This is a genomic window from Microbacterium murale, assembly GCF_014635185.1.
GTDB lineage: Bacteria > Actinomycetota > Actinomycetes > Actinomycetales > Microbacteriaceae > Microbacterium > Microbacterium murale.
Window position 1 is genome coordinate 304,100 of record NZ_BMCM01000004.1, and the last position, 25,657, is coordinate 329,756.

Below are 25,657 nucleotides of genomic sequence, written 5' to 3' on the forward strand. Positions count from 1 at the left end.
CTACGCTCGCGGGCCGCTTGATGTCGGGATATGGCTCCACGCGAGCGCACAGAGGGCATTCCAGCCCCGTCTCACCATCACGCAGCAGAACGCCGCAGTCTGGGCAGGTCAGCGGGTCGGGTATGCCGTCCATCTAGATAGTCTGACACCCGACGAGTGATCAACGCGTAGATAGAGGTCGAAAAAGGCGGGACGATCTGTACCTACTTGGTACTTGGCGAGATTAGGCCGTCCCAGTAGATGCCGCTCCGTGGCACTAGGGTCGAAACCTCAGCAGAGAATCCGTTGTGCCCCCTGACTCGATTCACGAAATCGACCACCACAGAGATCACTCCCCAAGGCGTTTTGTCGTAGTTCATCCGAATCAGCGACTTCTCCACGAGAAACGGGAGGATCTTCGGGACGTCCTGTGCGATCGTTCGATTCCATATCCGCCCGTGATGCGCGCACACGTTGCGGAAGACTGAGACGGCACGAAGGTTCGTACTGAAGTCGTTCGACGAGGTGTAGCCGAAGCGCTTTGCGATGAAGTCGCGCTGAGCCTGGTCGGCCAAAAGCCCATACATCCGCGAGAGAACTCCGAAGGAGAGTGCCTCAGTGGCTACCCAGAGAGGCACCGCCGTTCCCTTATCTCTGTGGTGCCTCACGTGACGCTCTTTGGAGCGGTCAATGTCGCTGTGTATGTCCCTCAGTAGCGCGTTCGTGAGCGAGTTACCCTTCGCGTCGTAGGCTGCGTCGTACGTTTTCGGGTCCAGATACTCATCGCCGCTGCCGCCCGCTTTACAAAGCTTTGCGACGAGCACCGCCCGCGCAGCAACCTCGACTTCAGCGAGCCCCTCCATGAGGAGATTCCTCAAGGCTGCGTCGGAGTGATAGCAGTCCATGATCGACGCGATGTTTGCTCCCGGCTCGAAGCGGTTTACCCCCTGGGACGGCTGGACCTGGAAGTACCGCCAATAACCCGAGAGTCGAAAGTACCCAACGCTAGCTAGAGCGCGGTGAAGCGCAGGAGGAGTGTCCGCGAGCCCGAGGAGCGTGATCTTCGCGTGCTGATCGGCTATCGACAATGAGGGTTTGCCCATGGCTGGAAGCATAGGTGCAAAAAAAGGCCCCCCGGCGAGGTGTTGCGCGAGGCGCCACCTCCCGGAGGGAACTGTTACAGGTATCCTAACACGATCGCGCCCGTCGGCAGGGTCACGTCGTGGACTTCGAGTCACGACGCGTTGATAGCCATACCCCGCATTTACCCCGCACATTCTCCGATCAGCAACGATCGCGAGTGATACTTCGTGAGCAAATGGGAGTAAGGTGACGGGGAGATTTGATACCCCGCGATAACCCCTGATTTCGGCGTGAACCGAATTACAAGACAGGTGCTCTACCAGCTGAGCTAAGTCGGCGAACGTGTCCAGTTTAGCGAGAGTGGAGCACGTCTCTGAACCGGGCTACTCCGCCGGCGTCTCTGTCGTCGTCGGAGTGGGCGTCGGCGCCTGCGTCGCGTCGGTCTCGCTGGCGACGGTCAGGACGAACTGCGAGAACTCGGCAGGATCCTTCAGGGATCCGACATAGGCCTCGCCGTTCACGACGATCATCGGAGCGCTCGTGAGCACCAGGTCGTCGGAGCCGACCAGCGGGCCCTCGAGGGCGCGCGAGGTGGCGTCCTTCGCCCATGACGCGAAGTCTTCTTTCTCGATACACCTGCGAACGACCTTGGGATCGTCGACACCGACCGCCTGGGCGAGATCGGCGAGCTCGACGTTGGACCGGCCGTTGGTGTCGACCTCGGGCTGGTCGACCAGCAGTTCATGGTTGAACGCGTAGAACTGCGTCGGAGAATACGTGGACACGCACGCTGCCGCAGCAGCGGCACGCAGTGAGTACTTCGTGCCGTTGGAGCTCGCGGTGAGCATCGACACCGGGTGATACGTCACGGTGACGGCATCCTCATTGATCCAGCCGGCCAGCTGGCGCGCGTTGGCGCGCTCGAATTCCCCGGCTCCCGGCGAGAGGTAGTCGACGTAGATGTGCACATCTACGACAGCCGTCGACGCCGTCGGCTCCGGCGTCGGAGCAGGCGTCTCGGTCGCGCCGGACGCGGTCTCCTCCGGCGCCGGCGTCTCCGCCACTTCCTCGGCGCCGACGCTCGGAGCGGTGTTCACGGCGATGCCGTCGGAGTCCATACCGCTCGGGCTCATGGTCGGCTCCGAGACCGACGAGGTCACCGCCATCGCCACAGCGGTGCCGATGGCGCCGACTGCGACGACGGCGACGGCACCGACGATGATCCGTCGCATGATGCGCGCCCTGGACTGCTTGGCGTGCACCTGCTGGGCCTTTTCCCGAACCGCCTCACGGGAACTGCGAGGGGAGGGGACGTTCGGCGTTTCGTCGCTCGACATCGTTCCTCTTGAAAGTCATGGTGGGGACGGGCTCCCCGGTGTCCTCTTCACAAGCAGGACCACAATCGATGTTAACGAGTCAGGCTGGGAAATACCCAGGTGCGGCGGCTCCGTGCCATACTTGACTCGGCCCGATGGCGGGCCAGGGTGGCTCATACCCACCGCATCCATCACAACGGATCGTCCGGCACGTACCTGCCGGTGAAGGAGAAAACAATGGCATCTGTCACTTTCGACGCGGCTACGCGTCTGTACCCGGGCGGCACCCGCCCGGCAGTCGACAAGCTCGACCTCGAGGTCGCAGACGGCGAATTCCTCGTCCTCGTCGGCCCCTCCGGCTGCGGTAAGTCCACGTCCCTGCGCATGCTCGCCGGCCTCGAAGAGGTCAACGACGGACGCATCCTCATCGGCGATCGTGACGTCACCGACGTGCCGCCCAAGGACCGTGACATCGCCATGGTCTTCCAGAACTACGCGCTGTACCCGCACATGACGGTCGCCGAGAACATGGGCTTCGCCCTGAAGATCGCCGGCATCAACAAGGAAGAGCGCGCCGCCCGCGTGCTCGAGGCAGCCAAGCTCCTCGACCTCGAGGAGTACCTGACCCGCAAGCCGAAGGCGCTCTCCGGTGGTCAGCGTCAGCGCGTCGCCATGGGTCGCGCGATCGTCCGTCAGCCGCAGGTGTTCCTCATGGACGAGCCGCTGTCGAACCTCGACGCGAAGCTGCGCGTGCAGACGCGTACGCAGATCGCCTCGCTGCAGCGTCGCCTCGGCGTCACCACGGTCTACGTCACGCACGACCAGACCGAGGCGCTCACCATGGGCGACCGCATCGCGGTCCTCAAGGACGGTCTCCTGCAGCAGGTCGGCACCCCCCGCGACCTGTACGAGAAGCCGGAGAACGTGTTCGTCGCCGGCTTCATCGGCTCGCCTGCCATGAACCTCTTCTCTGCTGACCTTGCCGAGGGCGGCGTGCGCTTCGGCACCGAGGTCGTCGGGCTCGACCGCGACACCGTCGGCCGCGCGAACGGCAGCCAGGTCACGGTCGGCGTCCGCCCAGAGGACATCGTCGTCGGCCCCGCCGACGGCAAGGGACTCTCGGTCACGGTCGACCTCGTCGAGGAGCTCGGTGCTGACGGCTACCTCTACGGCCACACCGACATCAACGGCAAGCGCACCGACCTGGTCGCTCGCGTCGACGGCCGCAGCCACCCGAACGCCGGCGAGACGGTCACGCTCGCGGCATCCGTCGGGCACGTTCACGCGTTCGACATCGAGTCCGGCCTGCGTCTGAACGACAAGCCGGTCGTCTCGGCCTCGTAAGTTCCATCGCACACGGCGCGGGCTGACCTTCGGGTCACCCGCGCCGTGTCGTTTCCCCTGGAGTCACATGCAGGACGCACTGCGCATCACCGCCAGCAAGGTCAACCCTGAGCTGCTGTCTCTGCCGTGGTCGACTCCGCTCGCGAAATGGCCGTCCGAGCGCATCGTCTCGCTGCCAAAGGGACTCTCCCGGCATCTGGTGCGCTTCGCCGATCTGTCCGGCCGTGTCGTCGCCGTCAAGGAGACCACCGCCGAGATGGCGCAGCGCGAGTACGACATGCTCGGCAATCTCGCGAGGCTCGACGTGCCATGCGTGGATCGCGTCGCCGTGATCGCCGGACGCTCGGATGCCGCGGGCACCCCGCTCCCGGCCGTACTGGTGACATCGCATCTGCGCTTCTCGATGCCGTACCGGGCGCTGTTCACTCGCGTTCTGCGTCCAGACACCGCTACCCGGCTCGTCGATGCCCTGGCGCTGCTGCTCGTCCGGGTGCACAATGTCGGCTTCTACTGGGGTGACGTCTCCCTATCGAACACTCTCTTCCGTCGCGACGCCGGCGCCTTCGCCGCCTATCTGGTCGATGCCGAGACCGGCGAACTGCACGAAGAGGGCCTCACAGAAGGACAGCGCCTCTACGACCTCGACCTCGCCCGCACGAACATCGCCGGCGAGATCATGGACCTCGCCGCCGGCGGGCGCCTGGAGCATGGGGTGGATGCTGTCGCCATCGCCGACGGCATCGTGTCGTCGTATCACTCGCTGTGGGCGGCGCTGACCGCCGAGGAGTCGTTCTCGGCGAACGAGACCTGGCGCATCACGGAGCGCGTCGAGCAGTTGAATGCGCTCGGCTTCGACATCGATGAGATGTCGATGACGACCACCGGAGATGGAACCGTCGTCGAGATCCAGCCGAAGGTCGTGGATGCCGGTCATCACCAGCGCCGTCTCATCCGGCTCACCGGGCTCGATGTCGAAGAGAACCAGGCGCGTCGGCTGTTGAACGACCTCGATGAGTTCCGCGCACGCTCCAAGAAGGAGTGGGCGGACGAGGAGATGTACGCGCACGAGTGGCTCACCCGGGTGTTCGAGCCCGTCGTGCGGGCGATCCCCTACGAGCTGCGCGCCAAGCTGGAGCCGGCAGAGGTCTTCCACCAGGTCCTCGAGCACCGCTGGTATCTCTCGCAGGCGAACGGCCGCTCGGTGCCGCTGGCAGAGGTCCTCACCTCGTACATCAACGATGTGCTGCGGCACCGCCGCGACGAGGCCACCATCATGGGCCCGCCGACCGAGACCATGTCGCTGCCGGTGATGACCGGCGCCGTGTCGGTCGCCGACGACACCGGTGAGGTCGACTGGCGTGACCTCGTCTAGCGGTCAGTAGCCGACGGCGAAGTTCTCGCGGTGATGCTTCGGGTTCTCGATCTCGTCGACGAAGGCGACGCCGAGATCACGTCCCGAGATGAACGATTCGCCCGCGGCATCCGTCAGCATGACCGGCCCGCCGTCGCGGTACGTCCCGGTGCGCTCGCCCGGCGCCCAGTTGCCGAATCCGCCGGCCGGGTGCACGAAGAACCAGTCCTTGTCCTCCGGCGAATTCTGGAGGTCCTCCAGCACGCCGACGGCCTCCATGGCTTCGGCTTTGAACTCTTCAGGGAAACCCGCATCCACGAGCCGCGGGCCGTCCGGTGCGACCAGGCTTCCGCCCGCTCCCCCGACGACACCGAGACGCACGCCATCGGGCAGCGCCGCGAACAGCTCGGCGGTCGCCGGACGGACCTTGCCGACCATGTCCCCACGCGGCGAAAGCGCCTGGATGACGACGTCGACCTCTTCGATCTGAGTCAGCAGGCCTGGCACGTCGAGGATGTTCCCCTCGACGTACACGGCGCCTTCCACCCGCTCGGTCGGCACGGAACGCGCCACCGAGACGACAGAGTGTCCGCGTGACACGGCCTCTGCGACGATGTTCGAGCCGGCGTACCCGGTTCCTCCGATGACGGCGATGCGCACCATGATTTCCCGGCTACTTTCCGGCGAGCTGCGCGCGCACCGTCGACACCTGATACAGCGCGACGGATGCCGCGATGCCGGCGTTCAGCGATTCGGTGGCCCCCGAGATCGGGATCGACACGATCTGGTCGCAGTTCTCGGTGACGAGACGCGAGAGCCCCTTGCCCTCCGACCCGACGACGATCACCACTGGGCGATCGGCGAGTGCGAGGTCGGGCAGTGACACATCGCCACCGCCGTCGAGGCCGATCACGAACACGCCCTGCTTCTTGAATTCCTTGAGCTGCGTGGTCAGGTTCGTCGCCATCGCCACGGGGATGCGTGCAGCGGCACCGGCGCTCGTCTTCCAGGCTGCGGAGTTCACACCGGCCGAGCGACGCTGCGGCAGGATGATGCCGTGCCCGCCGAAGGCGGCCGTCGAGCGGATGATCGCACCGAGGTTGCGCGGATCGGTGATGCCGTCGAGCGCGACGAACAGCGGCAGCTCACCGCGACCGATGACCTGCTCGAGCAGATCCTGTGGGTGCGCGTACTCATAAGGAGGCACCTTGAGCGCGACGCCCTGGTGCACACCGTCGAAACCGGCCATGCGGTCGAGTTCCTGCCGCGTGACCTCCATCACGGGAATCCCTCGATGCGTGGCGATCGACAGCATCTCCTTCACGCGGTCGTCCATCTCGACGCGCTGCGCGATGTAGAACGCTGTCGCGGGGATCTTGGCCCGCAACGCCTCCAGCACGGAGTTGCGTCCCGTGACGTTCTCGGTCTCGTCGCCGGCCTTCGCCTTGGACGAGCGGTTCTGGTTACTCGCGTTGTTCGGACGCCCACCGGGCCTGCCCTTGCCGCCGGAGGCCGCAAAGCGTTCGGCGGCAGCCTTGCGCTTGCCCGCGGGGTGCCAGGCTCGATCCTCCGCCTTCGGGGTCGGCCCGCGGCCCTCGAGCGATTTCCGCCCGAGTCCGCCGGTGCCCTTGAGAGGGCCCTTCTTCTTGCCGTTGTTTGCGCCGGGGCGCTGTGGCTTAACCATCAATACTCCAATGAGTTCCGTCTGCTGTGTCTTCAAGAGCGATGCCGGCCGCCGCGATCGCGTCGCGGATGCGGTCGGCCGTCGCCCAGTCCTTGTCGGCCCGTGCTTGGGCGCGTTGCGTGATCATGGTCTGCACGAGCGCGTCGAGAGCGGATGCCTCGGCGCCGGTCCCACCTGCTGCCAGAGGCGCCTCATCCAGGCCGAGCACGCCGATCATCGCGCGCACCTCGTACCACGCCCGTTCAGCGGCCGCGTCGTCGCCGTCGTCGAGAGCCTGGTTCCCCCGCCGCACACGATCGTGCACCACCGCGAGCGCCTGCGGCACGCCGAGGTCGTCGTCCATGGACGACGCGAACTCTTCGGGGATCAGCGGGATGTACTCCACGGCCTCGTCGTCCGAGTCGCGCCCACGACGCCGTGTCCCGTTCCGTTCGACTGCGCGCCCCGCCCGCTCGACGAACGAGTGTATGCGCCCCAGTGCGGCATCTGCCTCGGTCCACGACGACTCGGTCAGATCGAGGCTCGATCGGTAGTGCGCGGCGGCGAGCGCGTAGCGCACGACGAGTGGGTCGTGCGCGGCGAGCACGTCGGCGGCGAGTGTGAAGTTGCCGAGCGACTTAGACATCTTCTGCCCGTCGACGGTCACCAGGCCGTTGTGCACCCAGTACCGCGCGAACCCCTCGCCCGCCGCCGTCGATTGCGCGAGCTCGTTCTCATGGTGCGGGAAGCGCAGGTCGAGCCCGCCGCCGTGGATGTCGAATTCCGATCCGAGGTAGCGCCTGGCCATGGCAGAGCACTCGATATGCCAGCCGGGTCGGCCGGCGCCCCACGGCGATGCCCAGATCGCGTCGGCGGGCTCATCGGGCTTGGAGCCCTTCCACAGGGCGAAGTCCTGGGGGTTGCGCTTACCGCGGGGATCCGCATCTTCCGCGGCTTCCATCGCGTCGACTGACTGATGCGTGAGCGCACCGTACTCCGGCCACGACCGCACGTCGAAGTACACGTCGCCCGAACCGTCCGGCGCGGGGTACGCGTGCCCGCGCTCGATCAGAGTCTGGATGAGCTCCTGCATCTGCGGAATGGATGCCGTCGCACGCGGCTCATACGTCGGAGCGAGGATGCCGACGCCGGCATACGCCGCCGTGAACTGCTGTTCCATCCGGTACGCCAGCGCCCACCACGGCTCCGCATCCGTCGCATTGAGAAGGACTTTGTCGTCGATGTCGGTGACGTTGCGCACAAACGTCACCCGACTGAAGCGATGTGTGAGCCAACGACGCAGGAGGTCGAAGCTCAGGGCCGCACGGACGTGACCGATGTGGGGGCCGGACTGCACCGTGGGTCCGCATACGTACATCGTGACGTTCTCGGAGTCGAGAGGCACGAAGTCGCGCAGCTGCTGTGCGCGTGTGTCGTAGAGGCGGAGAGTCACTGCACCAGACTACCCGGGGTATATGAGCGCGACCGCTGTGACGGCGATGCCCTCACCGCGGCCCGTGAATCCGAGACCGTCCGTCGTCGTCGCGGTCACGGCGACCGATGCTCCACCGAGGGCTGCGGACAGCGTTCGCTCGGCCTCCGCGCGTCGAGCGGCGAATCGCGGACGGTTGCCCTGGAACTGCACCGAGACGTTGCCGATCGTGAAACCCGCCTCGGACACGAGTTGTGCCGTGCGTGCGAGGAAGACATCGGCGTGTGCGCCGGCGTACTCGGGATGCGAGGTGCCGAAGTGCTCGCCGATGTCACCGAGCCCGGCAGCGCCGAGCAGGGCGTCGACCACGGCGTGCGCGACCGCATCGCCGTCGGAATGCCCCGACAGCGGCTGCTCGCCCGGCCATTCGAGCCCCGCCAGCCAGAGGTGCCCCTCACCGCCGAACGCGTGCACGTCGGTGCCGACGCCGATGCGGGGAGAAGATGTGCCGGCCGGCTCCGCCCGCACATTGAGGATCTGTCGTGCTCGCGCCAGATCGCCCGGCGTCGTGATCTTGAATGCGCGCTCCGAACCGGCGATGTGTCGCACGGGATGCCCCGCGGCTGCGAACAGCGCAGCGTCGTCGGTGTACTCGACGCCTGACGCTGACGCGGCGGCGTACGCCGCTTCGAGAAGCCCTCGAGGGAAACCCTGCGGGGTCTGGGCAGCGGCCAGCTCTGAACGATCCACCGCAGCGACGACATCACCCGCATCCACGCGCTTGAGCGTGTCGATGACGGCGATCGCCGGGATCACTCCGGCGTCGATGGTCACCGCCGCGGCGACGGCGTCGATCTGGGCCGGTGGTGTCAGGGCGCGCGCGGCGTCGTGGACGAGCACCGTGGTGATATCGCCCCAGAGTGCTGCAAGACCCGCGGCGACGGACTGCTGCCTCGTCTCGCCACCCGTCACGACACGACCGAGGTCGTGCCGGTCCCCTGCGGCGGCGAGCAGTTCGGTCTCGGCATCGCCCTCGTGCCCTGAGGGCGCGACGACGATCACCTGCGCGGCCTCGGCCGCGAACACGCCGTCGAGCGCGTGTCGAAGCACCGAGTGCTCGTCGATGCCGACGAACGCCTTGGGCGCCACGGCGCCCAGACGTGTTCCGGAACCCGCCGCGACGACGATGATCGCCGTCGTGGGCACAGGGATGAGAGTCACACGCTCACACTAGCGAGGCCCGCGGGCCTCGGCCATCAAGACGCGAGGACCTCGTCGAGAAGCGCCCCGGCCTTGTCCTCGTCGCACTTCTCGGCGAGCGCGAGCTCGGAGATGAGGATCTGACGGGCCTTCGCGAGCATGCGCTTCTCTCCCGCGGACAGACCGCGGTCCTGATCGCGACGCCACAGGTCGCGCACGACCTCGCTCACCTTGATCACATCGCCGGAGGCGAGCTTCTCGAGGTTCGCCTTGTAACGACGTGACCAGTTCGTGGGCTCTTCCGTGAACGGAGCGCGCAGCACCTCGAACACGTGGTCGAGGCCCTCCTGACCGATGACGTCGCGGACGCCGACGAGGTCGACGTTCTCTGCAGGAACCTCGATGATGAGGTCACCCTGGGTGACGTTCAACTTCAGGTACTTCTTCGTCTCGCCCTTGATGACGCGATCCTTGACCTCGATGATCGTCGCGGCCCCATGGTGCGGATAGACGACCGTCTCGCCAACTTCAAAAAGCATAAAATCGTGTCCTTTCGGCAACCTCCAGAATACCACAGGCGACATGCACTAAGGTTTGCTCCGCACGGCCGCATGGGCACCCCTCGCGTACCCATAGAATGGATGCGGATATCCCAAATCTCCCAGGAGGACTCGTGAAATCGCGCCTTGTAGCGTCTGCCGCCATCAGCGCCCTTGTTCTGCTCGGCGCCACGGGATGCACGTTCATCACCCCGCAGTCGACCGAGATCAAATACTCGGCGTCCGACGGCGTGAACATCGCCGACTCCGACGGCCCTCTCGAGATTCGCAACGCGATGGTCATCGCGACTGACGACGGCGCCACGGGCAACCTCATCGCCGCGATCGTGAACCCGACCGACAAGCCGGCGACACTCACCGTCGAGATCGAGGGCCTCGATCCCCTCACCCTTCGGGTGGGAGCCGGTGACTCTCTGAGTCTCGGCGCGAACGCCGAGCCGCTGCGCATCGACGACCTCGACACGATGCCCGGCGCCACGATCAAGATCTACTTCCAATCGGGCGACGCCACCGGCACAGCCGCCGACGTGCCCGTCCTCGACGGGGCCCTCTCGTACTACGCCGACCTGGTCCCGCAGGAGGACGACGCCTGATCGAGCGCTCCCACACCCCTCACGCAGAGAGGCCGGCACCCACGGGGTGACCGGCCTCTCTGCGTCTGCGGCTATCAGCCCTCGAAGCGGTAACCGAGTCCGCGCACGGTGACGAGCATGACCGGCTCGCCCGGGTTCTCCTCGATGCGGGAGCGGATGCGTTTGATGTGCACGTCGAGCGTCTTGGTGTCGCCGAAGTAATCGCTGCCCCACACCCGATCGATCAGCTGACCGCGAGTCAGCACTCGACCGGAGTTGCGCATCAGCACCTCGAGCAGCTCGAATTCCTTCAGCGGCATGTTGATCTCCTCACCGGAGACCGTGACGGTGTGCCGATCGATGTCGAGCGTGACGCGCCCGCCGTCGAGCACTCGCTCATCGAGATCGCTGTCGGCCTGCACCACCCGGCGCAGCACCGCGCGCATGCGTGCGAGCAGCTCGCGGGACGAATATGGCTTGGTGATGTAGTCATCCGCGCCGAGCTCGAGCCCGACGACGATGTCCACCTCCGAGTCCTTCGCCGTGAGCATGATGATCGGCACCGCCGAGGTCGAGCGGATCTGCCGGCACACCTCGGTGCCCGGCATACCGGGAAGCATGAGGTCGAGAAGGACGATGTCGGCTCCGCGCTCTCTGAACGCCGTCAGCGCACCCGGTCCGTCCTCCGCGATCTCCACCTCGTAGCCTTCACGGCGCAGCAGATAGGCAAGGGGGTCGGCGAGATCGGGTTCGTCCTCGACGAGAAGAATTCGGGTCATACGGTCTCTCCGTTTCGGGCGCGCACTGCCGCGGCCTTGGCCGCCTTCTTGGCGCGCTTCTTGGTCTTGCGGTCTGTCGTCTCCGGCATCGGGGCGTCGATCCGAGGCAGCACCATGGTGAAGGTCGATCCGCGACTCGGCCTCGACCACACCCGCACCTCACCGCCGTGACGCTGCGTGGCGTGTTTCACGATCGAGAGTCCGAGCCCCGTGCCGCCGGTGCGCCGCGAGCGAGCCTCGTCAGCGCGGTAGAAGCGCTCGAAGATGCGCTCCCGGTCCGACTCCGAGATGCCGATGCCCTGATCGGAGACGGCGATCTCCACAGTCTCCCCCTCGATCTTGACGCCGACGCCGACGCGCGAGCCCGTCGGCGAGTACAGGATCGCGTTGGCGACGAGGTTACCGACCGCCTCGATCAGGATCTGCAGATCGCCGCGGACGAACACTCCCCTGTCGCCTCCGCGCATGAGCTCCACGCCGGCGGAATCGGCCTGCACGGCGTGAGCCTCGATGGAAGCGGCGACGACCTCGTCGATGGCCACGGGACCGAAGTCGTTGGCGCCGTCGGCGGTCTGAAGACGCGAGAGACTCATGATTCGGCCGGTGAGTTGTCCGAGCCTTGCCGCCTCTGCAGAGATGCGTGACGCGAAGATCCGCACCTGCGCCGGATCGTCCGCGGCGGACTCGATGGCCTCGGCGAGCAGACTCACCGCCCCGACAGGGGTCTTCAGCTCATGGCTGGTGTTGGCGACGAAGTCACGGCGCATCTGGTCAAGGCGCTCCTGCTCCGTCACATCGCGGATGATCAGCAGCGTGAGGCGCGCGGCCAGCTCGCTCGCCCTCGCCGACACCAGTCGCGGATCAAGGCTGACGCCGGGGCGCGTGATGCGCATCGTCTCGGTGGAGGACGCACCTATCGAACGGACCGTGCGCACGAGTTCCCGCAGCTCCGGGTTGTCGAGCGTCGCACCGACCTCGATGCCGAAGCGCGCAGCGGCGTGGGATATGGCCAGCACGAGTCCGGATGAGTCGATCACGCACGCCGCATCGTCCATGCTCTCGAGAACGTCGACCGTGCCCTGCGGAACCCTGGTGGATGATTCCTCCACCACCTTGGCGCGAGCGCGGTACGCCCAGAACACGAGCGCGGCCAGCCCTATTCCGATCGCCAGCCCGACGGCGAGGGCGAGCAGCGCGATCTGCGGCGTGGTCATGTCACCAGCGTAGAGTGCGTTCACCTCGGCTCTGGCGGGTTTCCGCGCCATCTCGGACGCAGGCGAACTAGTATTCACGTGCTGGGCACCGTTCGTTAACCTTCGACGAACACAATCAGCAAGGGCGTGCGCACACAGCAGCGCCCGTCATCAGCCGGCCAGACCGCCCGAGCTCCGAACGAAAGGTTGCGCGCTCATGCGTGAACTCTTCCATCAGTCCCTCGAGGATGTGCAGTCTCGTCTCGTGGAGATCGCCGACCTCGTCACGGTCTCCATCGACAAGGCGACCCGGGCCTTCGCGACCGGTGACGTCGCACTCGCGGAGGAGGTCATCGCAGACGACGCGAAGATCGACGATCTCGCGGTGAAGCTCGACGAGCAGGCCATCGAGATCCTCGCCCGTCAGCAGCCCGTCGCACGCGACCTGCGCATCGTCGTCTTCGCGCTCCGAGTGAGCGCATCCCTCGAGCGCATGGGCGACATGTCGGAGCACATCGCTCAGCTCGCGCGCCTGCGCTTCCCCGAGCGCGCCATCCCGAAGGGGCTGAAGAGCACGTTCACCCGGATGGGTGAGCTCGACGTCGAGATCGCACGCACCCTCAGCGAGCTCCTGCGCACCCAGGATCTGCGCTTCGCCGACACGATCCGCAACTCCGATGACGACGTGGACGAGCTCCACGCCAAGGTCTTCGAGAAGGTGCTCAGCGACAATTGGAAGGGCGAGGCCGGCGCAACCGTCGATGCCACTCTCGCGAGCCGCTACCACGAGCGCTTCGCGGACCACGCCGTCGCCATCGCGAAGAAGGTCGTGTATCTCGCCACCGGCGACTGGGCTGTCGACGAGGAGGACATCGCCCTCGCAGCAGCAGAAGCGCACGCGAACGAAGCCAAGGACCCCGACGGCAAGGGCCTTGCCTGATCGTTCACGACCCCTGCATACGAAGACCCCCTGCCGTCGGCAGGGGGTCTTCGTCGTGAGGCGAGGTTACTTCTTGCCCTGGGACGCGACGGCGGCAGCTCCCGCTGCGGCGGCCTCGGGGTCGAGGTAGCGACCGGGGCCGGTGGGCACGTTGTTCTCGTCCAGCTCGTACACCAGCGGGATGCCGGTGGGGATGTTCAGCTCGGCGATCGCATCATCGCTGATGCCGTCGAGGTGCTTGACCAGACCGCGCAGCGAGTTTCCGTGCGCCGTGACCAGGACCGTCTTGCCCGCTTCGAGGTCGGGGACGATCGCGCTCTCCCAGTAGGGCAGCAGGCGATCGATGACGATCTTGAGCGATTCGGTCCGAGGGACCTCTCCGTCGATGTCGGCGTAGCGGGCGTCGTGGACCTGGCTGAACTCGCTCTCGTCGTCGAGCAGGGGCGGCGGCACGTCGAACGAACGACGCCACAACTGGAACTGCTCCGGACCGAACTCCTCCAGCGTCTGCGCCTTGTCCTTGCCCTGCAGCGCGCCGTAGTGGCGCTCGTTGAGGCGCCAGGAGCGGGTCACCGGGATCCAGAGCCGGTCGGCGGCGTCCAGCGCGATGTCGGCGGTCTGGATCGCGCGGCTGAGCAGTGAGGTGTGCAGCACGTCGGGCAGCAGACCGGACTCTGCGAGCAGCTCACCGCCGCGACGGGCCTCGTTCTTGCCCTGCTCGGTGAGGCGGACATCCACCCAACCGGTGAAGAGGTTCAGTTCGTTCCACTCGCTCTGGCCGTGGCGGAGCAGGATGAGGGTGCGCGTCGCAGTCATGCGTCCCAGTCTATGAGGTCTGGGACAATGGATGCATGGCGCCATCTCCCCTCGGCCGCCCCACCCGGGGCACCACGGGGACCAACCGACTGCGCAGGAACGACCGCTGGATCGCGGCGAGCGCAGCGTTGCGAACCGCCGCCGACCCCCTGGTCATCGACCTCGGCTACGGGGCGAGTGGTGTGACGGCGTTCGAACTGGCCACCAGACTCGCTCGCGTGCGCCCCGACGTGGAGGTGATCGGCTTCGAGCTCGACGCCGACCGCGTCGCCACCGCCCGCGCGCAACTCGAGGAAGTGCGCGCAGGGCGCACCTCCTTCGCCCGCGATCTCGCCGTCTCCTTCGCGCGCGGCGGGTTCGAGGTGCCGCTGGGCGCAGGGCGCAGGCCCGCCGTGATCAGGGCGATGAACGTGCTGCGTCAGTACGACGAAGCCGATGTCCCCGCCGCATGGGCGTCGATGGCTGCACGGCTCGCGCCGCACGGCGTGCTCTTCGAGGGAACCTGCGACGAGATCGGCCGCATCGCGAGCTGGGTCGACGTCTCGTCCGCCGGACGACCGCTGCAGTTCACGATCTCCCTGCGCCTGGCGGAGCTCGAACGCCCCAGCATCGTCGCGGAGCGGCTGCCCAAGGCGCTGATTCATCGCAACGTGCCCGGCGAGCGCATCCACAGTCTGCTGGTCGAGCTCGATCGCGAATGGGAGTATGCGGCGCCGCTGTCCACGTTCGGCGCCACGCAGCGTTTCGTCGCCGCGGTCGGCGCCCTCAAGGCGCACGGGTGGCCGGTGGTCGGCGACCGCAGGCGCTGGCGGCTCGGCGAGCTCACTGTGCCGTGGGATGCTGTGGCACCCGCTCAGGCGTTGCGAGGATCCTGACCGGCAGGGCGGCGGGAGAGCCGCGTCAGTCGGGGGATGTCGGCAGTGGCGCCGGCGTCGGCCGGAACGATCACCTGCTGTGAGGCCGCGATGTCGGCGCCGCCGGCCTTCACGATCAGGTCGCCGATCGGTGCCCTCCGGGACAGGATCGCGAGGGCGATCGGGCCGTCCTCATGATGCCGCGCCACGGACGTGATGTGACCGACCTCGTCTTCGGCGGCGAACACAGCGTCACCCGGTGAGGGAAGGACGTCATCGCTGCCATCGAGCTGCAGGGCTGCGAGGCGGCGTGGAGGATGCCCGAGGTTGTGCACCTTCGCCACGGTCTCCTGGCCGCGATAGCATCCCTTGCTCAGGTGCACCGCACTGCGGATCCAGTCGGATTCGTGCGGCAGCGAGCGCTCATCGACCTCGCTCGTCCACCGGGGACGCCAGGCGGCGACGCGCAGCGCCTCGGTCGCGAGGGTGCCGGCGACGCCCACCACGGCTTCGCCGATCAGACCGACGACGGATGCCGCGGCATCCGCATCGACGATCGCCACCCGCCACTCGTACGAGGCGGACGGATGCTGTTCGGTCGTCGCGTACTGGTGACCACCCGGTTGCACCGCCGCCCACGGGTCGGCCCATACGAGAGGGACACCGTTCGGGCTGAGCGCAAGCCCACGCACGACGGCCTCGGCGTCGCCGCCTGCGAAGAAGCCGATCAGACCGAGCTCACGCCGAACCGCGACGGTCACGCGGGAGCGGAACACCATGCGCTGCAACCAGACCGCGAGCGACTCGGCATCCGCAGCATCCGCGATCAGCCAGACCGACGAACCGTCCTCCAGGACGCCGGCGGCGTGCTCGACGCGCCCCTGCGGATCGAGGATCAGCAGTTCGGTACTGTCACCGGCGCCGAGTCCCGTGACCGACTGCGAAGTGATGGAGTCCAGCCAGCTCAGGCGGTCGACGCCTGCGACCTCGATGACCACGCGATCGCCGAGAGGTGCCACTGCGGTGCCGGCGACGAGACGTCGCTGCTCGCGGATCGGATCCCCGAAATGGAGAACGACTTCATCTTCTGACACGGCGCCGGGCAGGGCGGAGAAGGCGCTCATCGTCAGACCTTCGCCAGGCGAGCCGACGCGTGCGAGGCGAGCTCGGTTCCGAGCGCTGCGATGTCCCATGCCCACAGCAGATGGCCATCGACCAGGCCGTACATGCGACTCGCCGCGCCGTACTCCTTGCCGCCGGCGCCGCGCACGATCGCGTCTGTCGCGATGTCGATGCGGGGGCCGTTGATCTCGCCCAGATACAGCTCGAGCGTGCCATCCGAGTGCGCGAGGGACACCTCGATCGGAAACCCGCCTGACACCGCTCGCAACTGCTCGACGTCGTCCACGGTGCGCGCGGGTGCGCTCTCGACGGGCGGCAGCAGGGCCGGCCCAGGATCCGCGGCAGTGGCGGGCCGGGAGAGACGCCAGAACCCGGACTCTGCGACCAGCGCGACCGACGACTCGCCCTCAGCGGCCGCCGTCCATCCTGTGGCCGAATAGTTCAGGTACCCGGCGCCGTCGTGGCTGAAGCTGACGCGATGCGTGAACTCGCCCTCGAAGCGGTGGCCGTCGGCGGTGTACTCGATGACACCAGTGCCCTCCCAGACGCCGATGAGCCAACTCAGCGGGGCAAGATCTGCCGGCAGGTCAGTGGGAAGCTCGAGCATTGCGCTCTCCGATCAGCACGTGTCTCGGATCAGCGCTGGCCGCGGAACAGGTTCCACAGCACGGTGCCGGCCACGAAGGCGATCGCGAGACTCGCAAGGCCCAGCAGACCGATGAAGAAGAGTTCGAGTGCGACGAGATCCATGGCTCCCACTCTACCCCTGGGGCGGATGCACGGCGGCGAGCGCGCGCGTCACGCGGGGACGAGAGCCGCCAGGGCGAATCCGGCGGAGACGACTCCGAGCAGAAGCAGGGCACCGGTCACGCTGGCCGCGGTGCGGAGGATGAACCCCTTCGTCTGGCCGTACCAGAGCTGCAGGGCGAAGGAGAGCAGCACCGCTCCGCCGAAGCCGACGATCAGCCATTGCACTCGCCACTCGGCGGGCACGAAGATGCCGATCGCGATCGCCGCGAGAAGCGCAGCGCCCCATACGATGACGACGCCACCGAAGGGGCTGCGCGGCGCGAGAGCAGGTTCGGACATGTCTCCATTGTCACCCATCAGGCGGCTGATCCGCGGTTGCGCGTCACGACCATCTGCGTCGCTGGGTATCATTGGCGCACGGCGTCGTACTCGATCGCCGTTCAGGGCGACGGTACCCGCAGCCCGGAAGGAAAGTGCGTGGCCCTGCTCCTTGTTCTGACCTCAGCTCCCGCTTCGGAGCGAGTGCTGCCCGCCCTGGAACTGCTGAGCCACCGTGTGCGGCAGATCCCCGCGGAGCCGGCGCAGCTCGTCAGCGCCCCCGAGAGCGACATCGTCATCGTCGACGGGCGCCACGACCTCTCCGCGGCCAAGTCGCTGTGCAAGCTGCTGCGCACGACGGGCCAGGACGCGCCGCTTCTGCTCGTCGTCACCGAGGGCGGGATGAGCGCCGTCTCAGGTGACTGGGGCATCGACGACGTACTGCTGACCGACGCCGGACCTGCGGAGACGGATGCCCGCATCCGCCTGGCGATCGCGCGCGGCGAGGCCACGGCCGAGCCCTCCCGAGTCCAGGCATCCGGTGTGACCATCGACGAGCAGTCGTATTCGGCCAAGCTGCACGGCAGGTCGCTGGATCTCACGTACAAGGAGTTCCAGCTGCTGCATTTCCTCGCCACGCATCCCTCACGCGTGTTCACCCGCGAGCAGCTGCTCAGCGAGGTGTGGGGGTATGACTACTTCGGAGGCACGCGGACGGTCGACGTGCATGTTCGGCGCCTGCGCGCCAAGCTCGGCGACCAGGAGCAGATCATCGGCACGGTTCGCAACGTCGGCTACCGCTTCAACGTCTACGACGAGGACCAGCTCGCCGCGGCACGATGACGCGGCGCGGTGACATGATGCCAACTCGTTCACGCGCGTGTCATCTGGCGGTGCCAAGATGTACTCCATGATCGATTCCGCGCTCGCTGACGCCGGGCTGGGTGATGCCGAGGACGATGACTTCGATGCCATCGAGTCCCCGGACTCCCTGCTGCCTGACCATCGCTACCACGATAGGGAGGTCAGCTGGCTCGCGTTCAACCAGCGAGTGCTGGAACTCGCCGAAGACGCGACGCTCCCCGAGCTGGAGCGCGCGAACTTCCTGGCGATCTTCGCGAGCAACCTCGACGAGTTCTTCATGGTGCGCGTCGCCGGCCTCAAGCGCCGCATCGTCACCGGTCTCGCCGTGCCGACGAACGTCGGCCGCTCCCCCGCGGATGTGCTCGCCGACATCTCCCGCGAAGCGCACGCCCTGCAGCTGCGCCACGCCGCCGCGTGGACCGAGTCGGTACGCCCTGCGCTGGCGGATGCCGGGATCGAGATCACCGAGTGGGACATGCTCACCGACGCCGAACGCGCCGCACTCACCGAGTACTTCCAGCTGCATGTCTTCCCGGTGCTCATGCCCCTCGCGGTCGACCCCGCTCATCCCTTCCCTTACATCTCCGGTCTGTCTCTGAACCTCGCGATCCGCATCCGCAATGCGCGCACCGGTCGGCAGGAGTTCGCGCGCCTCAAGGTGCCGCCCATGCTCCCGCGTCTCGTCGAGGTGCCTGGCAACAGCGAGATCGCACGCTACCTCCCGCTGGAAGACCTCATCTCCAACCACCTCGGCGACCTCTTCCCCGGCATGGAGGTGCTCGATCACCACGCGTTCCGCCTCACCCGCAATGAAGACGTGGAGATCGAGGAGGACGAGAGCGAGAACCTCATCCAGGCGCTCGAGGCGGAACTGCTCCGGCGCCGGTTCGGGCCGCCGATCCGCCTCGAGATCGCCGACGACATGGATGATCTGACCCTCGATCTGCTGATCAAGGAGCTCGACATCACCGACCAGGAGGTCTATCGGCTGCCGAGCCCACTTGATCTCCGCGGACTCTTTTCGCTGTCCCGCGTCAACCGACCCGACCTGCGATACCCGCCGCATCTGCCCACGACCGCGGTCCCGTTCCAGCCGACGGGCTCGAACAGCCGTGCCGACATCTTCAGGGCCATCCGCAAGAGCGACGTTCTGGTGCACCACCCGTACGAGTCGTTCGCGACCAGCGTGCAGGCGTTCCTCGAGCAGGCAGCCCGCGACCCCGACGTACTCGCGATCAAGCAGACGCTGTACCGCACCTCCGGTGACAGCCCCATCGTGCAGGCGCTGATCGACGCGGCAGAGTCCGGCAAGCAGGTGCTCGCCCTGGTCGAGGTGAAGGCACGCTTCGACGAGGCGAACAACATCGTCTGGGCCCGCAAGCTCGAAAAAGCCGGCGTGCACGTCGTGTACGGCCTGGTCGGTCTCAAGACGCACTGCAAGCTCGCGCTGGTCATCCGCGAGGAAGACGGCAAGCTGCAGCACTATTCGCACGTCGGCACCGGCAACTACAACCCGAAGACCAGCCGCATCTACGAGGACTTCGGACTCTTCACCGCCGATGCGCAGGTCGGCAAGGACCTCACCCGTCTCTTCAACGAGCTCAGCGGCTACGCGATCGAGAAGAAGTTCAAGCGCCTGCTCGTCGCTCCCCTGCACCTGCGCAAGGGTCTTCTGCGTCAGATCGACAACGAGCGCAAGAACGCCGAGGCCGGCAAGGCCGCCCACATCCGCATCAAGGTGAACTCGATGGTCGATGAGGAGATCATCGATGCGCTGTACCGGGCGAGCGGGGCCGGGGTGAAGGTCGACATCTGGGTGCGCGGCATCTGCAGCATCAAGGTCGACCTGCCAGGAATCAGCGACAACATCACAGTGCGCAGCATCCTGGGGCGCTACCTGGAGCACTCCCGGATCTTCGCATTCGACAACGACGGCGACCCGCAGGTGCACATCGGCAGCGCCGACATGATGCATCGCAACCTCGATCGCCGCGTCGAGGCGCTCGTCCGTGTCACGGACCCCGCTCACATCAGCGAGCTGCTGTCGTTCTTCGACCTCGCGCTGGATGACGGGACCATCTCGTGGCATCTCGGCGAGGACGGCGTGTGGACACGTCACTCTGTGAACGCGGATGGGGAGTCGCTCGTCGATCTGCAGGACAAGACGATGAGCCAGATCCGACGCCGCCGGCGTACGCGGACGGTGCGATGACCCTTCATCAGGACGCGACCGAGGTGGTGCGCGATGACAAGGCCGTGTACGCCGCGGGCGCGGTGGTGTGGCGTCTTGTCGATGCCAAGCTCTGCATCCTGCTCATCCATCGCACGAAGTATCGCGATGTGACGCTGCCGAAGGGCAAGGTCGATCCGGGTGAGATGCTCGCGCAGACGGCCGTGCGCGAGGTTCATGAAGAGACCGGCATCCGGGTGGCTCTCGGCGTTCCCGTAGGAGTCAGCCGCTACTTCATGCGCCCCAAGCGGCAGAAGGTCGTGCACTACTGGGCGGCAGAGGCCACCGAGGAGGCCATCCGCAATTCGACGTTCGTCCCCAACCACGAGATCGCTGCGATCGAATGGGTGAGTTTGAAGAAGGCGCGCAAGAACCTGAGCTACCCGGTCGATCTGGAGATCCTCGACGAGTTCGAGCGGCTCGTCGACGACGGCGTGCTGCACACTTTCCCGATCATCGCGTTGCGCCATGCGAAGGCCGTCTCGCGCTCGGACTGGGACGGCTCCGACGCGTCGCGCATCCTGACCGACCGCGGGAGGAAGCAGGCCAAGGCGATCGTCGCCCCGCTGCGGGCCTTCGGTGTGCGAAAGATCATCACCAGCGATGCCGAGCGCTGCGTGCAGACGGTCACTCCCCTCGCGAAGGCACTGGATCGCAAACCCGTCGAAACGGAACTGATCAGCCAGGATGCATGGGAAGAGGGTCGATCCGACCTTCGCGCGGTGATCGGCAAGCGCGTGCGCGCCCGCAAGCCGGCGGTCCTCTGCAGTCATGGCCCGGTCCTGCCCGGTCTGCTCAGTGAGCTGGCTCTGGCCACCGGCACCCTGCACGGCTCGTACCTCGGCAGCGCCTCCGCGCTCGAGGTCGCCGCCTTCTCGGTCGCGCATCTGTCGGCGACCAACCCCGGTTCGGGGATCATCTCGATCGAGACGCACGTTCCGAAGCCCTGATCCTCGCCACCCCAAGGGGTTGCCAGTCGTTCACCTCCCGTTTACCCGTGCGGGAGAGTCTCGTTAACCGCCGCCCATAGCGTCACTGTGTGCCCTGCACCGGGCCTCAACCATCCACGATCGAAGGATCCACAGTGAAGATCTCCCGAATCGCTCGTATCGGCGCCGTTGGCGCCGTCGCCGCTCTCGCTCTCGCCGGTTGTGCCGCGAACGAAGGCGGAACCCCCGAGGGCTCTGGCGAGCCGTCGACCTCGACTCTCTCCGGCTCGGTGGAAGCCACCGGCGCCTCCTCTCAGGAAGCAGCCCAGCAGGCCTGGGTCGCCGCGTTCCAGACCGCCAACCCCGACACCACGATCAATTACACCGCCACGGGTTCCGGCACCGGCCGCGAGAACTTCCTCGCCGGCTCGTCCAACTTCATCGGCTCCGACCGTGCGTTCAACGCCGAGGAGATCGCCGCAGGCGGCTTCGGCTCGTGCACCTCGGACGAGATCGTCGAGATCCCGGTCTACATCTCCCCCGTCGCCGTCGCGTTCAACCTCGAGGGCGTCGACACGCTGAACCTCGACGGCGCGACGATCGCTGGCATCTTCGCCGGCACCATCACCAACTGGAACGACGCGGCCATCGCCGACCAGAACCCGGATGCGACACTCCCCGACCAGGCGATCGTCCCGGTGCACCGCGCCGACGCGTCCGGCACGCAGGAGACCTTCACCGCCTACCTCGAGGCCGTCGCTCCCGATGTGTGGACGAACGAGGCCAGCGACGAGTGGCCGCTGTCGACCGGTGAGGCTGCCGACGGCACCTCCGGTGTCGTGAGCGCGATCACGAACGGCGTCGGCTACATCGGCTTCGCCGACGCGTCGCAGACTTCAGACCTCGGTCAGGTCGCTGTCGAGGTCGAGGGCGAGTACGTCCCCTACTCGGCCGAGGCAGCCTCCGCACTGGTCGCCGCTTCGCCGCTCGAGGAGGGCCGTTCGGCTCACGACCTCGCGTTCGCGGTCGACCCGGCTGCAGCTCCCGCCGGCTCGTACCCGATCGCCCTGGTGTCGTACCTCATCGGGTGCGTCGACTACGAAGACGCCGAGGTCGCCGCGCTCGTCAAGGGGTACTTCCAGTACGTCGCGTCGGCCGAGGGCCAGGATGTCGCCGCAGAGGCTGCTGGAAACGCCCCGATCTCGGACGATCTGCGCGAGAAGGTCAACGCCGCGATCGACGCGATCGTCACTGAGTAACACGGCCCCCTCAGCCATAAGCTGAGAACCGTGCAGAAGCCCCCGCGGCACTGGTCGAATCGATCGCACCAGCGCCGCGGGGGCACACGCATGAACACACCCCGCACATCCCTCCGAACACCCGTGGAGCCACTCAGATGACCACCACCACGACGGAAACCGAGAGCACCCGTTCGCCCGTGTCACCGAAGGCCGTGCTTCGCCCTGGAGATCGCATCTTCTCCGGCACCGCTCTCAGTGCCGGCATCATCATCCTCATCACGCTGGCCGCCGTCGCCGTCTTCCTGATCGTGCAGGCCATTCCGGCCTTCGCCCCCGACACGTCCGACAACCACATCCTCGAGGGACAGTCGTTCATCACGTGGGTGTGGCCGTTCGTCTTCGGAACGCTGTGGTCGAGCCTGATCGCCCTGGTCATCGCCGCCCCGATCGCGATCGGCATCGCGCTGTTCATCTCGCACTACGCACCTCGCAGGCTCGCCGGCCTGCTGGGCTACATCATCGACCTGCTCGCGGCCGTCCCCTCGGTCGTCTTCGGGCTCTGGGGCGCCCTCACGTTCGCTCCGATGCTCGTGCCGTTCTACAAGTGGCTCAACACGAATCTCGGTTGGATCCCGATCTTCGGCGGTACGCCGTCCGGCACGGGCAAGACGATCCTGACGGCATCCCTCGTCCTCGCCGTCATGATCCTGCCGATCATGACGGCGATCTGCCGTGAGATCTTCCTGCAGACGCCCAAGTTGCACGAAGAGGCGGCGCTCGCTCTCGGGGCGACCCGCTGGGAGATGGTGCGGATGGCTGTGCTCCCCTTCGCTCGAAGCGGCATCGTCTCGGGCGCGATGCTCGGTCTCGGACGCGCACTCGGCGAGACTATGGCTGTGACGCTCGTGCTCTCGCCGCTCGGCATCGTCACCTTCAACCTGCTCAACCCGGAGAACCCGACGACGATCCCCGCGATCATCGCGCTGCGGTTCCCCGAGGCCCACGATTCGGGCGTCAACACCCTCATCGCGGCCGGTCTGATCCTCTTCATCGTGACCTTCGCGGTCAACTTCATCGCACGCTGGATCGTGTCGCGCCGTGCCGAGTTCTCGGGAGCCAACTGACATGACCGCTATCGCCGTCGCGCCCACCACGCACACGACCAGCGCTGGACATCTGCCCAAGTGGGCCCCGTGGGCCCTTCTCGCGGTCTGCTTCGTGATCGCGGGCACGATCTTCGCATTCGCCAACAGCGGCGGAGACCCAGCCGACTTCAACATCGCCCTGACCCTCGTCGTCGGGATGATCCTCTACATGGGGCTCATCTTCGTCGTCTCCACGGTGGCCGAGAGTCGACGCCACGCGACAGACCGGCTGATGACGGCTCTCGTCTCGGCAGCGTTCGTCGTGGCGCTCCTCCCTCTCGTCTCGCTTCTCTACACGGTCGTCATCAACGGTCTTGCCCGCTTCGACGGCGAGTTCTTCAGCTTCTCGATGCGCAACATCGTCGGCGACGGCGGCGGCGCCATCCACGCCGTCTGGGGCACGCTGCTCATCACTCTCGGCGCAACGATCATCTCCGTGCCGATCGGCCTGATGACATCGATCTACCTGGTCGAGTACGGCCAGGGCAAGAAGCTCGCACGGGGAATCACGTTCCTCGTGGACGTCATGACCGGCATCCCGTCGATCGTCGCCGGTCTGTTCATCTACTCTGTGTTCGCGCTCATCATGGGGCCGGGCACGCGCATCGGCATCATGGGTTCGATGGCGCTCTCGGTGCTCATGATCCCCGTCGTCGTGCGCGGTTCGGAAGAGCTCCTGCGCATCGTGCCGAACGAACTCCGCGAGGCCGCGTACGCACTCGGCGTTCCGAAGTGGCTGACGATCATCAAGGTCGTGATGCCCACGGCCATCGCCGGCATCGTGACCAGCATCATGCTCGCGATCGCGCGCGTCATCGGCGAGACCGCGCCACTGCTGCTCACGGTCGGCATCGTGCAGGGCATGAACCTCAACATGTTCAGCGGACAGATGTCGACGCTGCCGGTGTTCTCCTACATGCAGGCCAAGTACCCCGGTCTTCCGGCGGATGCCTACATCGACCGTGCGTGGGCCGCCGCCCTCACACTCATCCTGATCGTCATGGTCCTCAACCTGGCCGGTCGACTCATCGCCAAGATATTCGCCCCCAAGCTGGCCGGCCGCTGAGCCGTCCCCCTTTCCCGACAGAAGCTTTCCCGACCGAAGGATCTCTCAGGTGTCCAAGAGCATCGAAGTAAACGACCTCAACGTCTTCTACGGCGACTTCCTCGCCGTCGAGGGTGTCAGCATCGACATCAAGCCCAACACCGTGACAGCCTTCATCGGCCCGTCCGGCTGCGGCAAGTCGACCTTCCTGCGCACCTTGAACCGCATGCACGAGGTCATCCCCCGTGCTCGTGTCGAGGGCGAAGTGCTGATCGACGGCAAGAACCTCTACGGCGCGAACGTCGACCCTGTGCTCGTGCGCCGTCAGGTCGGCATGGTGTTCCAGCGTCCGAATCCGTTCCCGACGATGTCGATCAAGGAGAACGTGCTCGCCGGCGTCAAGCTCAACAACACGCGTATGGCGAAGAGCGACCAGGATGCTCTCGTCGAGCAGTCGCTGCGTGGCGCCAACCTCTGGAACGAGGTCAAGGACCGCCTCGAAAAGCCTGGTTCCGGGCTCTCGGGTGGCCAGCAGCAGCGTCTGTGCATCGCTCGCGCTATCGCCGTCTCACCCGACGTGATCCTCATGGACGAGCCCTGCTCCGCGCTCGACCCGATCTCGACCTTCGCGATCGAGGAGCTCATCGCCGAGATCAAGACCCAGTACACGGTCGTCATCGTGACGCACAACATGCAGCAGGCATCCCGCGTCTCCGACAAGACCGCGTTCTTCAACATCGCGGGCACCGGCAAGCCGGGCAAGCTCATCGAGTACGACGAAACGGCCACCATCTTCACCACGCCGTCCGTGCAGGCCACTGAGGACTACGTCTCGGGCCGCTTCGGGTAAATTCCGGCTCCATCCCGGCAACGTCCGGTGCCGGATCTCGGACGAGCCCGCCCTATTGCGGCGTGCCCGGAACATTCCTGC

Annotated in this window: 25 protein-coding genes; 12 read left to right on the top strand and 13 right to left on the bottom strand. The window is 66.5% G+C overall.

Features of this window, described 5'->3' with window-relative positions; genetic code table 11:
- Positions 1 to 203: 203 nt before the first annotated feature.
- Positions 204 to 1,082 carry an Abi family protein gene (locus IEV67_RS13840; protein WP_188437149.1) on the bottom strand — a complete coding sequence of 293 codons (879 nt, stop codon included), beginning with the start codon at positions 1,080 to 1,082 and terminating at the stop codon, positions 204 to 206.
- Between the two features lie 363 nt (positions 1,083 to 1,445).
- Positions 1,446 to 2,399, bottom strand: a complete 954-nt coding sequence (locus IEV67_RS13845) for a DsbA family protein (protein ID WP_188437150.1) — start codon at positions 2,397 to 2,399, stop codon at positions 1,446 to 1,448.
- A 216-nt stretch (positions 2,400 to 2,615) separates the two neighbouring features.
- Between IEV67_RS13845 and IEV67_RS13850 the strand changes: the two genes are divergently transcribed.
- Positions 2,616 to 3,722: an ABC transporter ATP-binding protein gene (locus IEV67_RS13850; RefSeq protein WP_188437151.1), complete on the top strand. Its 1,107-nt coding sequence runs from the start codon at positions 2,616 to 2,618 to the stop codon at positions 3,720 to 3,722.
- A 67-nt stretch (positions 3,723 to 3,789) separates the two neighbouring features.
- Complete coding sequence (locus IEV67_RS13855) at positions 3,790 to 5,094, top strand: DUF4032 domain-containing protein (RefSeq protein ID WP_188437152.1); 1,305 nt, start codon at positions 3,790 to 3,792, stop codon at positions 5,092 to 5,094.
- A 3-nt stretch (positions 5,095 to 5,097) separates the two neighbouring features.
- Here the strand turns inward: IEV67_RS13855 and IEV67_RS13860 are convergent, their stop codons facing one another.
- The 5 genes from IEV67_RS13860 to IEV67_RS13880 are packed head-to-tail and all read right to left on the bottom strand — an operon-like array spanning position 5,098 to position 9,907.
- On the bottom strand, positions 5,098 to 5,736 hold the full coding sequence (locus IEV67_RS13860) for an NAD(P)-dependent oxidoreductase (protein ID WP_188437153.1): 639 nt from the start codon (positions 5,734 to 5,736) through the stop codon (positions 5,098 to 5,100).
- A 10-nt stretch (positions 5,737 to 5,746) separates the two neighbouring features.
- Positions 5,747 to 6,757 (bottom strand): 23S rRNA (guanosine(2251)-2'-O)-methyltransferase RlmB, encoded by a 1,011-nt coding sequence (gene rlmB, locus IEV67_RS13865; RefSeq protein ID WP_188437154.1) that lies wholly within the window; start codon positions 6,755 to 6,757, stop codon positions 5,747 to 5,749.
- Positions 6,750 to 8,189, bottom strand: a complete 1,440-nt coding sequence (gene cysS / locus IEV67_RS13870) for a cysteine--tRNA ligase (protein ID WP_188437155.1) — start codon at positions 8,187 to 8,189, stop codon at positions 6,750 to 6,752. The genes rlmB and cysS overlap by 8 nt, the downstream gene beginning before the upstream one ends.
- Before the next feature lie 9 nt (positions 8,190 to 8,198).
- Complete coding sequence (ispD, locus tag IEV67_RS13875; RefSeq protein ID WP_188437156.1) at positions 8,199 to 9,389, bottom strand: 2-C-methyl-D-erythritol 4-phosphate cytidylyltransferase; 1,191 nt, start codon at positions 9,387 to 9,389, stop codon at positions 8,199 to 8,201.
- 35 nt (positions 9,390 to 9,424) lie between these two features.
- Entirely contained in the window at positions 9,425 to 9,907 is a 483-nt protein-coding gene (locus tag IEV67_RS13880; RefSeq protein WP_033106646.1) for a CarD family transcriptional regulator, read from the bottom strand.
- Between the two features lie 134 nt (positions 9,908 to 10,041).
- Between IEV67_RS13880 and IEV67_RS13885 the strand changes: the two genes are divergently transcribed.
- The gene (locus tag IEV67_RS13885) at positions 10,042 to 10,521 is read left to right on the top strand and encodes a DNA modification methylase (RefSeq protein ID WP_188437157.1); all 480 of its coding nucleotides are present in this window, start codon (positions 10,042 to 10,044) and stop codon (positions 10,519 to 10,521) included.
- A gap of 74 nt (positions 10,522 to 10,595) precedes the next feature.
- On the opposite strand, the gene IEV67_RS13890 is transcribed toward IEV67_RS13885, so the two are convergent.
- Positions 10,596 to 11,279 (bottom strand): response regulator, encoded by a 684-nt coding sequence (locus IEV67_RS13890; protein ID WP_188437158.1) that lies wholly within the window; start codon positions 11,277 to 11,279, stop codon positions 10,596 to 10,598.
- Positions 11,276 to 12,493, bottom strand: coding sequence for a sensor histidine kinase (locus tag IEV67_RS13895; RefSeq protein WP_188437159.1), 1,218 nt, complete (start codon positions 12,491 to 12,493; stop codon positions 11,276 to 11,278). The genes IEV67_RS13890 and IEV67_RS13895 overlap by 4 nt, the downstream gene beginning before the upstream one ends.
- Positions 12,494 to 12,689: 196 nt before the next feature.
- On the opposite strand from IEV67_RS13895, the gene phoU reads away from it, so the two are divergent.
- Positions 12,690 to 13,412: a phosphate signaling complex protein PhoU gene (phoU, locus tag IEV67_RS13900; protein ID WP_188437160.1), complete on the top strand. Its 723-nt coding sequence runs from the start codon at positions 12,690 to 12,692 to the stop codon at positions 13,410 to 13,412.
- 66 nt (positions 13,413 to 13,478) lie between these two features.
- On the opposite strand, the gene IEV67_RS13905 is transcribed toward phoU, so the two are convergent.
- Positions 13,479 to 14,228 carry a phosphoglyceromutase gene (locus tag IEV67_RS13905; RefSeq protein ID WP_188437161.1) on the bottom strand — a complete coding sequence of 250 codons (750 nt, stop codon included), beginning with the start codon at positions 14,226 to 14,228 and terminating at the stop codon, positions 13,479 to 13,481.
- Between the two features lie 35 nt (positions 14,229 to 14,263).
- Between IEV67_RS13905 and IEV67_RS13910 the strand changes: the two genes are divergently transcribed.
- Positions 14,264 to 15,103, top strand: coding sequence for a class I SAM-dependent methyltransferase (locus IEV67_RS13910; protein WP_188437162.1), 840 nt, complete (start codon positions 14,264 to 14,266; stop codon positions 15,101 to 15,103).
- Here the strand turns inward: IEV67_RS13910 and ygfZ are convergent.
- From ygfZ to IEV67_RS13925, 3 genes are all read right to left on the bottom strand, one after another.
- On the bottom strand, positions 15,082 to 16,206 hold the full coding sequence (gene ygfZ, locus IEV67_RS13915) for a CAF17-like 4Fe-4S cluster assembly/insertion protein YgfZ (protein ID WP_188437163.1): 1,125 nt from the start codon (positions 16,204 to 16,206) through the stop codon (positions 15,082 to 15,084). The genes IEV67_RS13910 and ygfZ overlap by 22 nt on opposite strands.
- Positions 16,207 to 16,208: 2 nt before the next feature.
- On the bottom strand, positions 16,209 to 16,811 hold the full coding sequence (locus tag IEV67_RS13920; RefSeq protein ID WP_188437164.1) for a heme-binding beta-barrel domain-containing protein: 603 nt from the start codon (positions 16,809 to 16,811) through the stop codon (positions 16,209 to 16,211).
- A gap of 191 nt (positions 16,812 to 17,002) precedes the next feature.
- Positions 17,003 to 17,293 (bottom strand): hypothetical protein, encoded by a 291-nt coding sequence (locus IEV67_RS13925; RefSeq protein ID WP_188437165.1) that lies wholly within the window; start codon positions 17,291 to 17,293, stop codon positions 17,003 to 17,005.
- Between the two features lie 138 nt (positions 17,294 to 17,431).
- Between IEV67_RS13925 and IEV67_RS13930 the strand changes: the two genes are divergently transcribed.
- The 7 genes from IEV67_RS13930 to pstB all read left to right on the top strand — a co-directional run bounded on the left by IEV67_RS13930 (position 17,432) and on the right by pstB (position 25,576).
- On the top strand, positions 17,432 to 18,115 hold the full coding sequence (locus tag IEV67_RS13930) for a winged helix-turn-helix transcriptional regulator (protein ID WP_188437166.1): 684 nt from the start codon (positions 17,432 to 17,434) through the stop codon (positions 18,113 to 18,115).
- A 67-nt stretch (positions 18,116 to 18,182) separates the two neighbouring features.
- Entirely contained in the window at positions 18,183 to 20,348 is a 2,166-nt protein-coding gene (locus tag IEV67_RS13935) for an RNA degradosome polyphosphate kinase (RefSeq protein ID WP_188437167.1), read from the top strand.
- Positions 20,345 to 21,316, top strand: a complete 972-nt coding sequence (locus IEV67_RS13940; protein ID WP_188437168.1) for an NUDIX hydrolase — start codon at positions 20,345 to 20,347, stop codon at positions 21,314 to 21,316. Before IEV67_RS13935 ends, IEV67_RS13940 begins: the two co-directional genes overlap by 4 nt.
- Before the next feature lie 134 nt (positions 21,317 to 21,450).
- Positions 21,451 to 22,554: a phosphate ABC transporter substrate-binding protein PstS gene (pstS, locus tag IEV67_RS13945; RefSeq protein WP_188437169.1), complete on the top strand. Its 1,104-nt coding sequence runs from the start codon at positions 21,451 to 21,453 to the stop codon at positions 22,552 to 22,554.
- A 137-nt stretch (positions 22,555 to 22,691) separates the two neighbouring features.
- Positions 22,692 to 23,660: a phosphate ABC transporter permease subunit PstC gene (gene pstC, locus IEV67_RS13950; protein WP_188437170.1), complete on the top strand. Its 969-nt coding sequence runs from the start codon at positions 22,692 to 22,694 to the stop codon at positions 23,658 to 23,660.
- A gap of 1 nt (position 23,661) precedes the next feature.
- Positions 23,662 to 24,747: a phosphate ABC transporter permease PstA gene (gene pstA / locus IEV67_RS13955; protein ID WP_188437171.1), complete on the top strand. Its 1,086-nt coding sequence runs from the start codon at positions 23,662 to 23,664 to the stop codon at positions 24,745 to 24,747.
- Between the two features lie 49 nt (positions 24,748 to 24,796).
- Positions 24,797 to 25,576, top strand: a complete 780-nt coding sequence (gene pstB / locus IEV67_RS13960) for a phosphate ABC transporter ATP-binding protein PstB (protein ID WP_188437172.1) — start codon at positions 24,797 to 24,799, stop codon at positions 25,574 to 25,576.
- Positions 25,577 to 25,657: the final 81 nt, after the last annotated feature.

What these genes read in the sequence shown, in the direction of transcription:
- IEV67_RS13840 (WP_188437149.1), bottom strand. Translation starts at nt 1,082, where the DNA reads ATGGGCAAACCCTCATTGTCGATAGCCGATCAGCACGCGAAGATCACG.
- IEV67_RS13845 (WP_188437150.1), bottom strand. Translation starts at nt 2,399, where the DNA reads ATGTCGAGCGACGAAACGCCGAACGTCCCCTCCCCTCGCAGTTCCCGT.
- IEV67_RS13850 (WP_188437151.1), top strand. Translation starts at nt 2,616, where the DNA reads ATGGCATCTGTCACTTTCGACGCGGCTACGCGTCTGTACCCGGGCGGC.
- IEV67_RS13855 (WP_188437152.1), top strand. Translation starts at nt 3,790, where the DNA reads ATGCAGGACGCACTGCGCATCACCGCCAGCAAGGTCAACCCTGAGCTG.
- IEV67_RS13860 (WP_188437153.1), bottom strand. Translation starts at nt 5,736, where the DNA reads ATGGTGCGCATCGCCGTCATCGGAGGAACCGGGTACGCCGGCTCGAAC.
- rlmB (WP_188437154.1), bottom strand. Translation starts at nt 6,757, where the DNA reads ATGGTTAAGCCACAGCGCCCCGGCGCAAACAACGGCAAGAAGAAGGGC.
- IEV67_RS13880 (WP_033106646.1), bottom strand. Translation starts at nt 9,907, where the DNA reads ATGCTTTTTGAAGTTGGCGAGACGGTCGTCTATCCGCACCATGGGGCC.
- IEV67_RS13890 (WP_188437158.1), bottom strand. Translation starts at nt 11,279, where the DNA reads ATGACCCGAATTCTTCTCGTCGAGGACGAACCCGATCTCGCCGACCCC.
- IEV67_RS13895 (WP_188437159.1), bottom strand. Translation starts at nt 12,493, where the DNA reads ATGACCACGCCGCAGATCGCGCTGCTCGCCCTCGCCGTCGGGCTGGCG.
- phoU (WP_188437160.1), top strand. Translation starts at nt 12,690, where the DNA reads ATGCGTGAACTCTTCCATCAGTCCCTCGAGGATGTGCAGTCTCGTCTC.
- IEV67_RS13905 (WP_188437161.1), bottom strand. Translation starts at nt 14,228, where the DNA reads ATGACTGCGACGCGCACCCTCATCCTGCTCCGCCACGGCCAGAGCGAG.
- IEV67_RS13910 (WP_188437162.1), top strand. Translation starts at nt 14,264, where the DNA reads ATGGCGCCATCTCCCCTCGGCCGCCCCACCCGGGGCACCACGGGGACC.
- ygfZ (WP_188437163.1), bottom strand. Translation starts at nt 16,206, where the DNA reads ATGAGCGCCTTCTCCGCCCTGCCCGGCGCCGTGTCAGAAGATGAAGTC.
- IEV67_RS13920 (WP_188437164.1), bottom strand. Translation starts at nt 16,811, where the DNA reads ATGCTCGAGCTTCCCACTGACCTGCCGGCAGATCTTGCCCCGCTGAGT.
- IEV67_RS13925 (WP_188437165.1), bottom strand. Translation starts at nt 17,293, where the DNA reads ATGTCCGAACCTGCTCTCGCGCCGCGCAGCCCCTTCGGTGGCGTCGTC.
- IEV67_RS13935 (WP_188437167.1), top strand. Translation starts at nt 18,183, where the DNA reads ATGATCGATTCCGCGCTCGCTGACGCCGGGCTGGGTGATGCCGAGGAC.
- IEV67_RS13940 (WP_188437168.1), top strand. Translation starts at nt 20,345, where the DNA reads ATGACCCTTCATCAGGACGCGACCGAGGTGGTGCGCGATGACAAGGCC.
- pstC (WP_188437170.1), top strand. Translation starts at nt 22,692, where the DNA reads ATGACCACCACCACGACGGAAACCGAGAGCACCCGTTCGCCCGTGTCA.
- pstA (WP_188437171.1), top strand. Translation starts at nt 23,662, where the DNA reads ATGACCGCTATCGCCGTCGCGCCCACCACGCACACGACCAGCGCTGGA.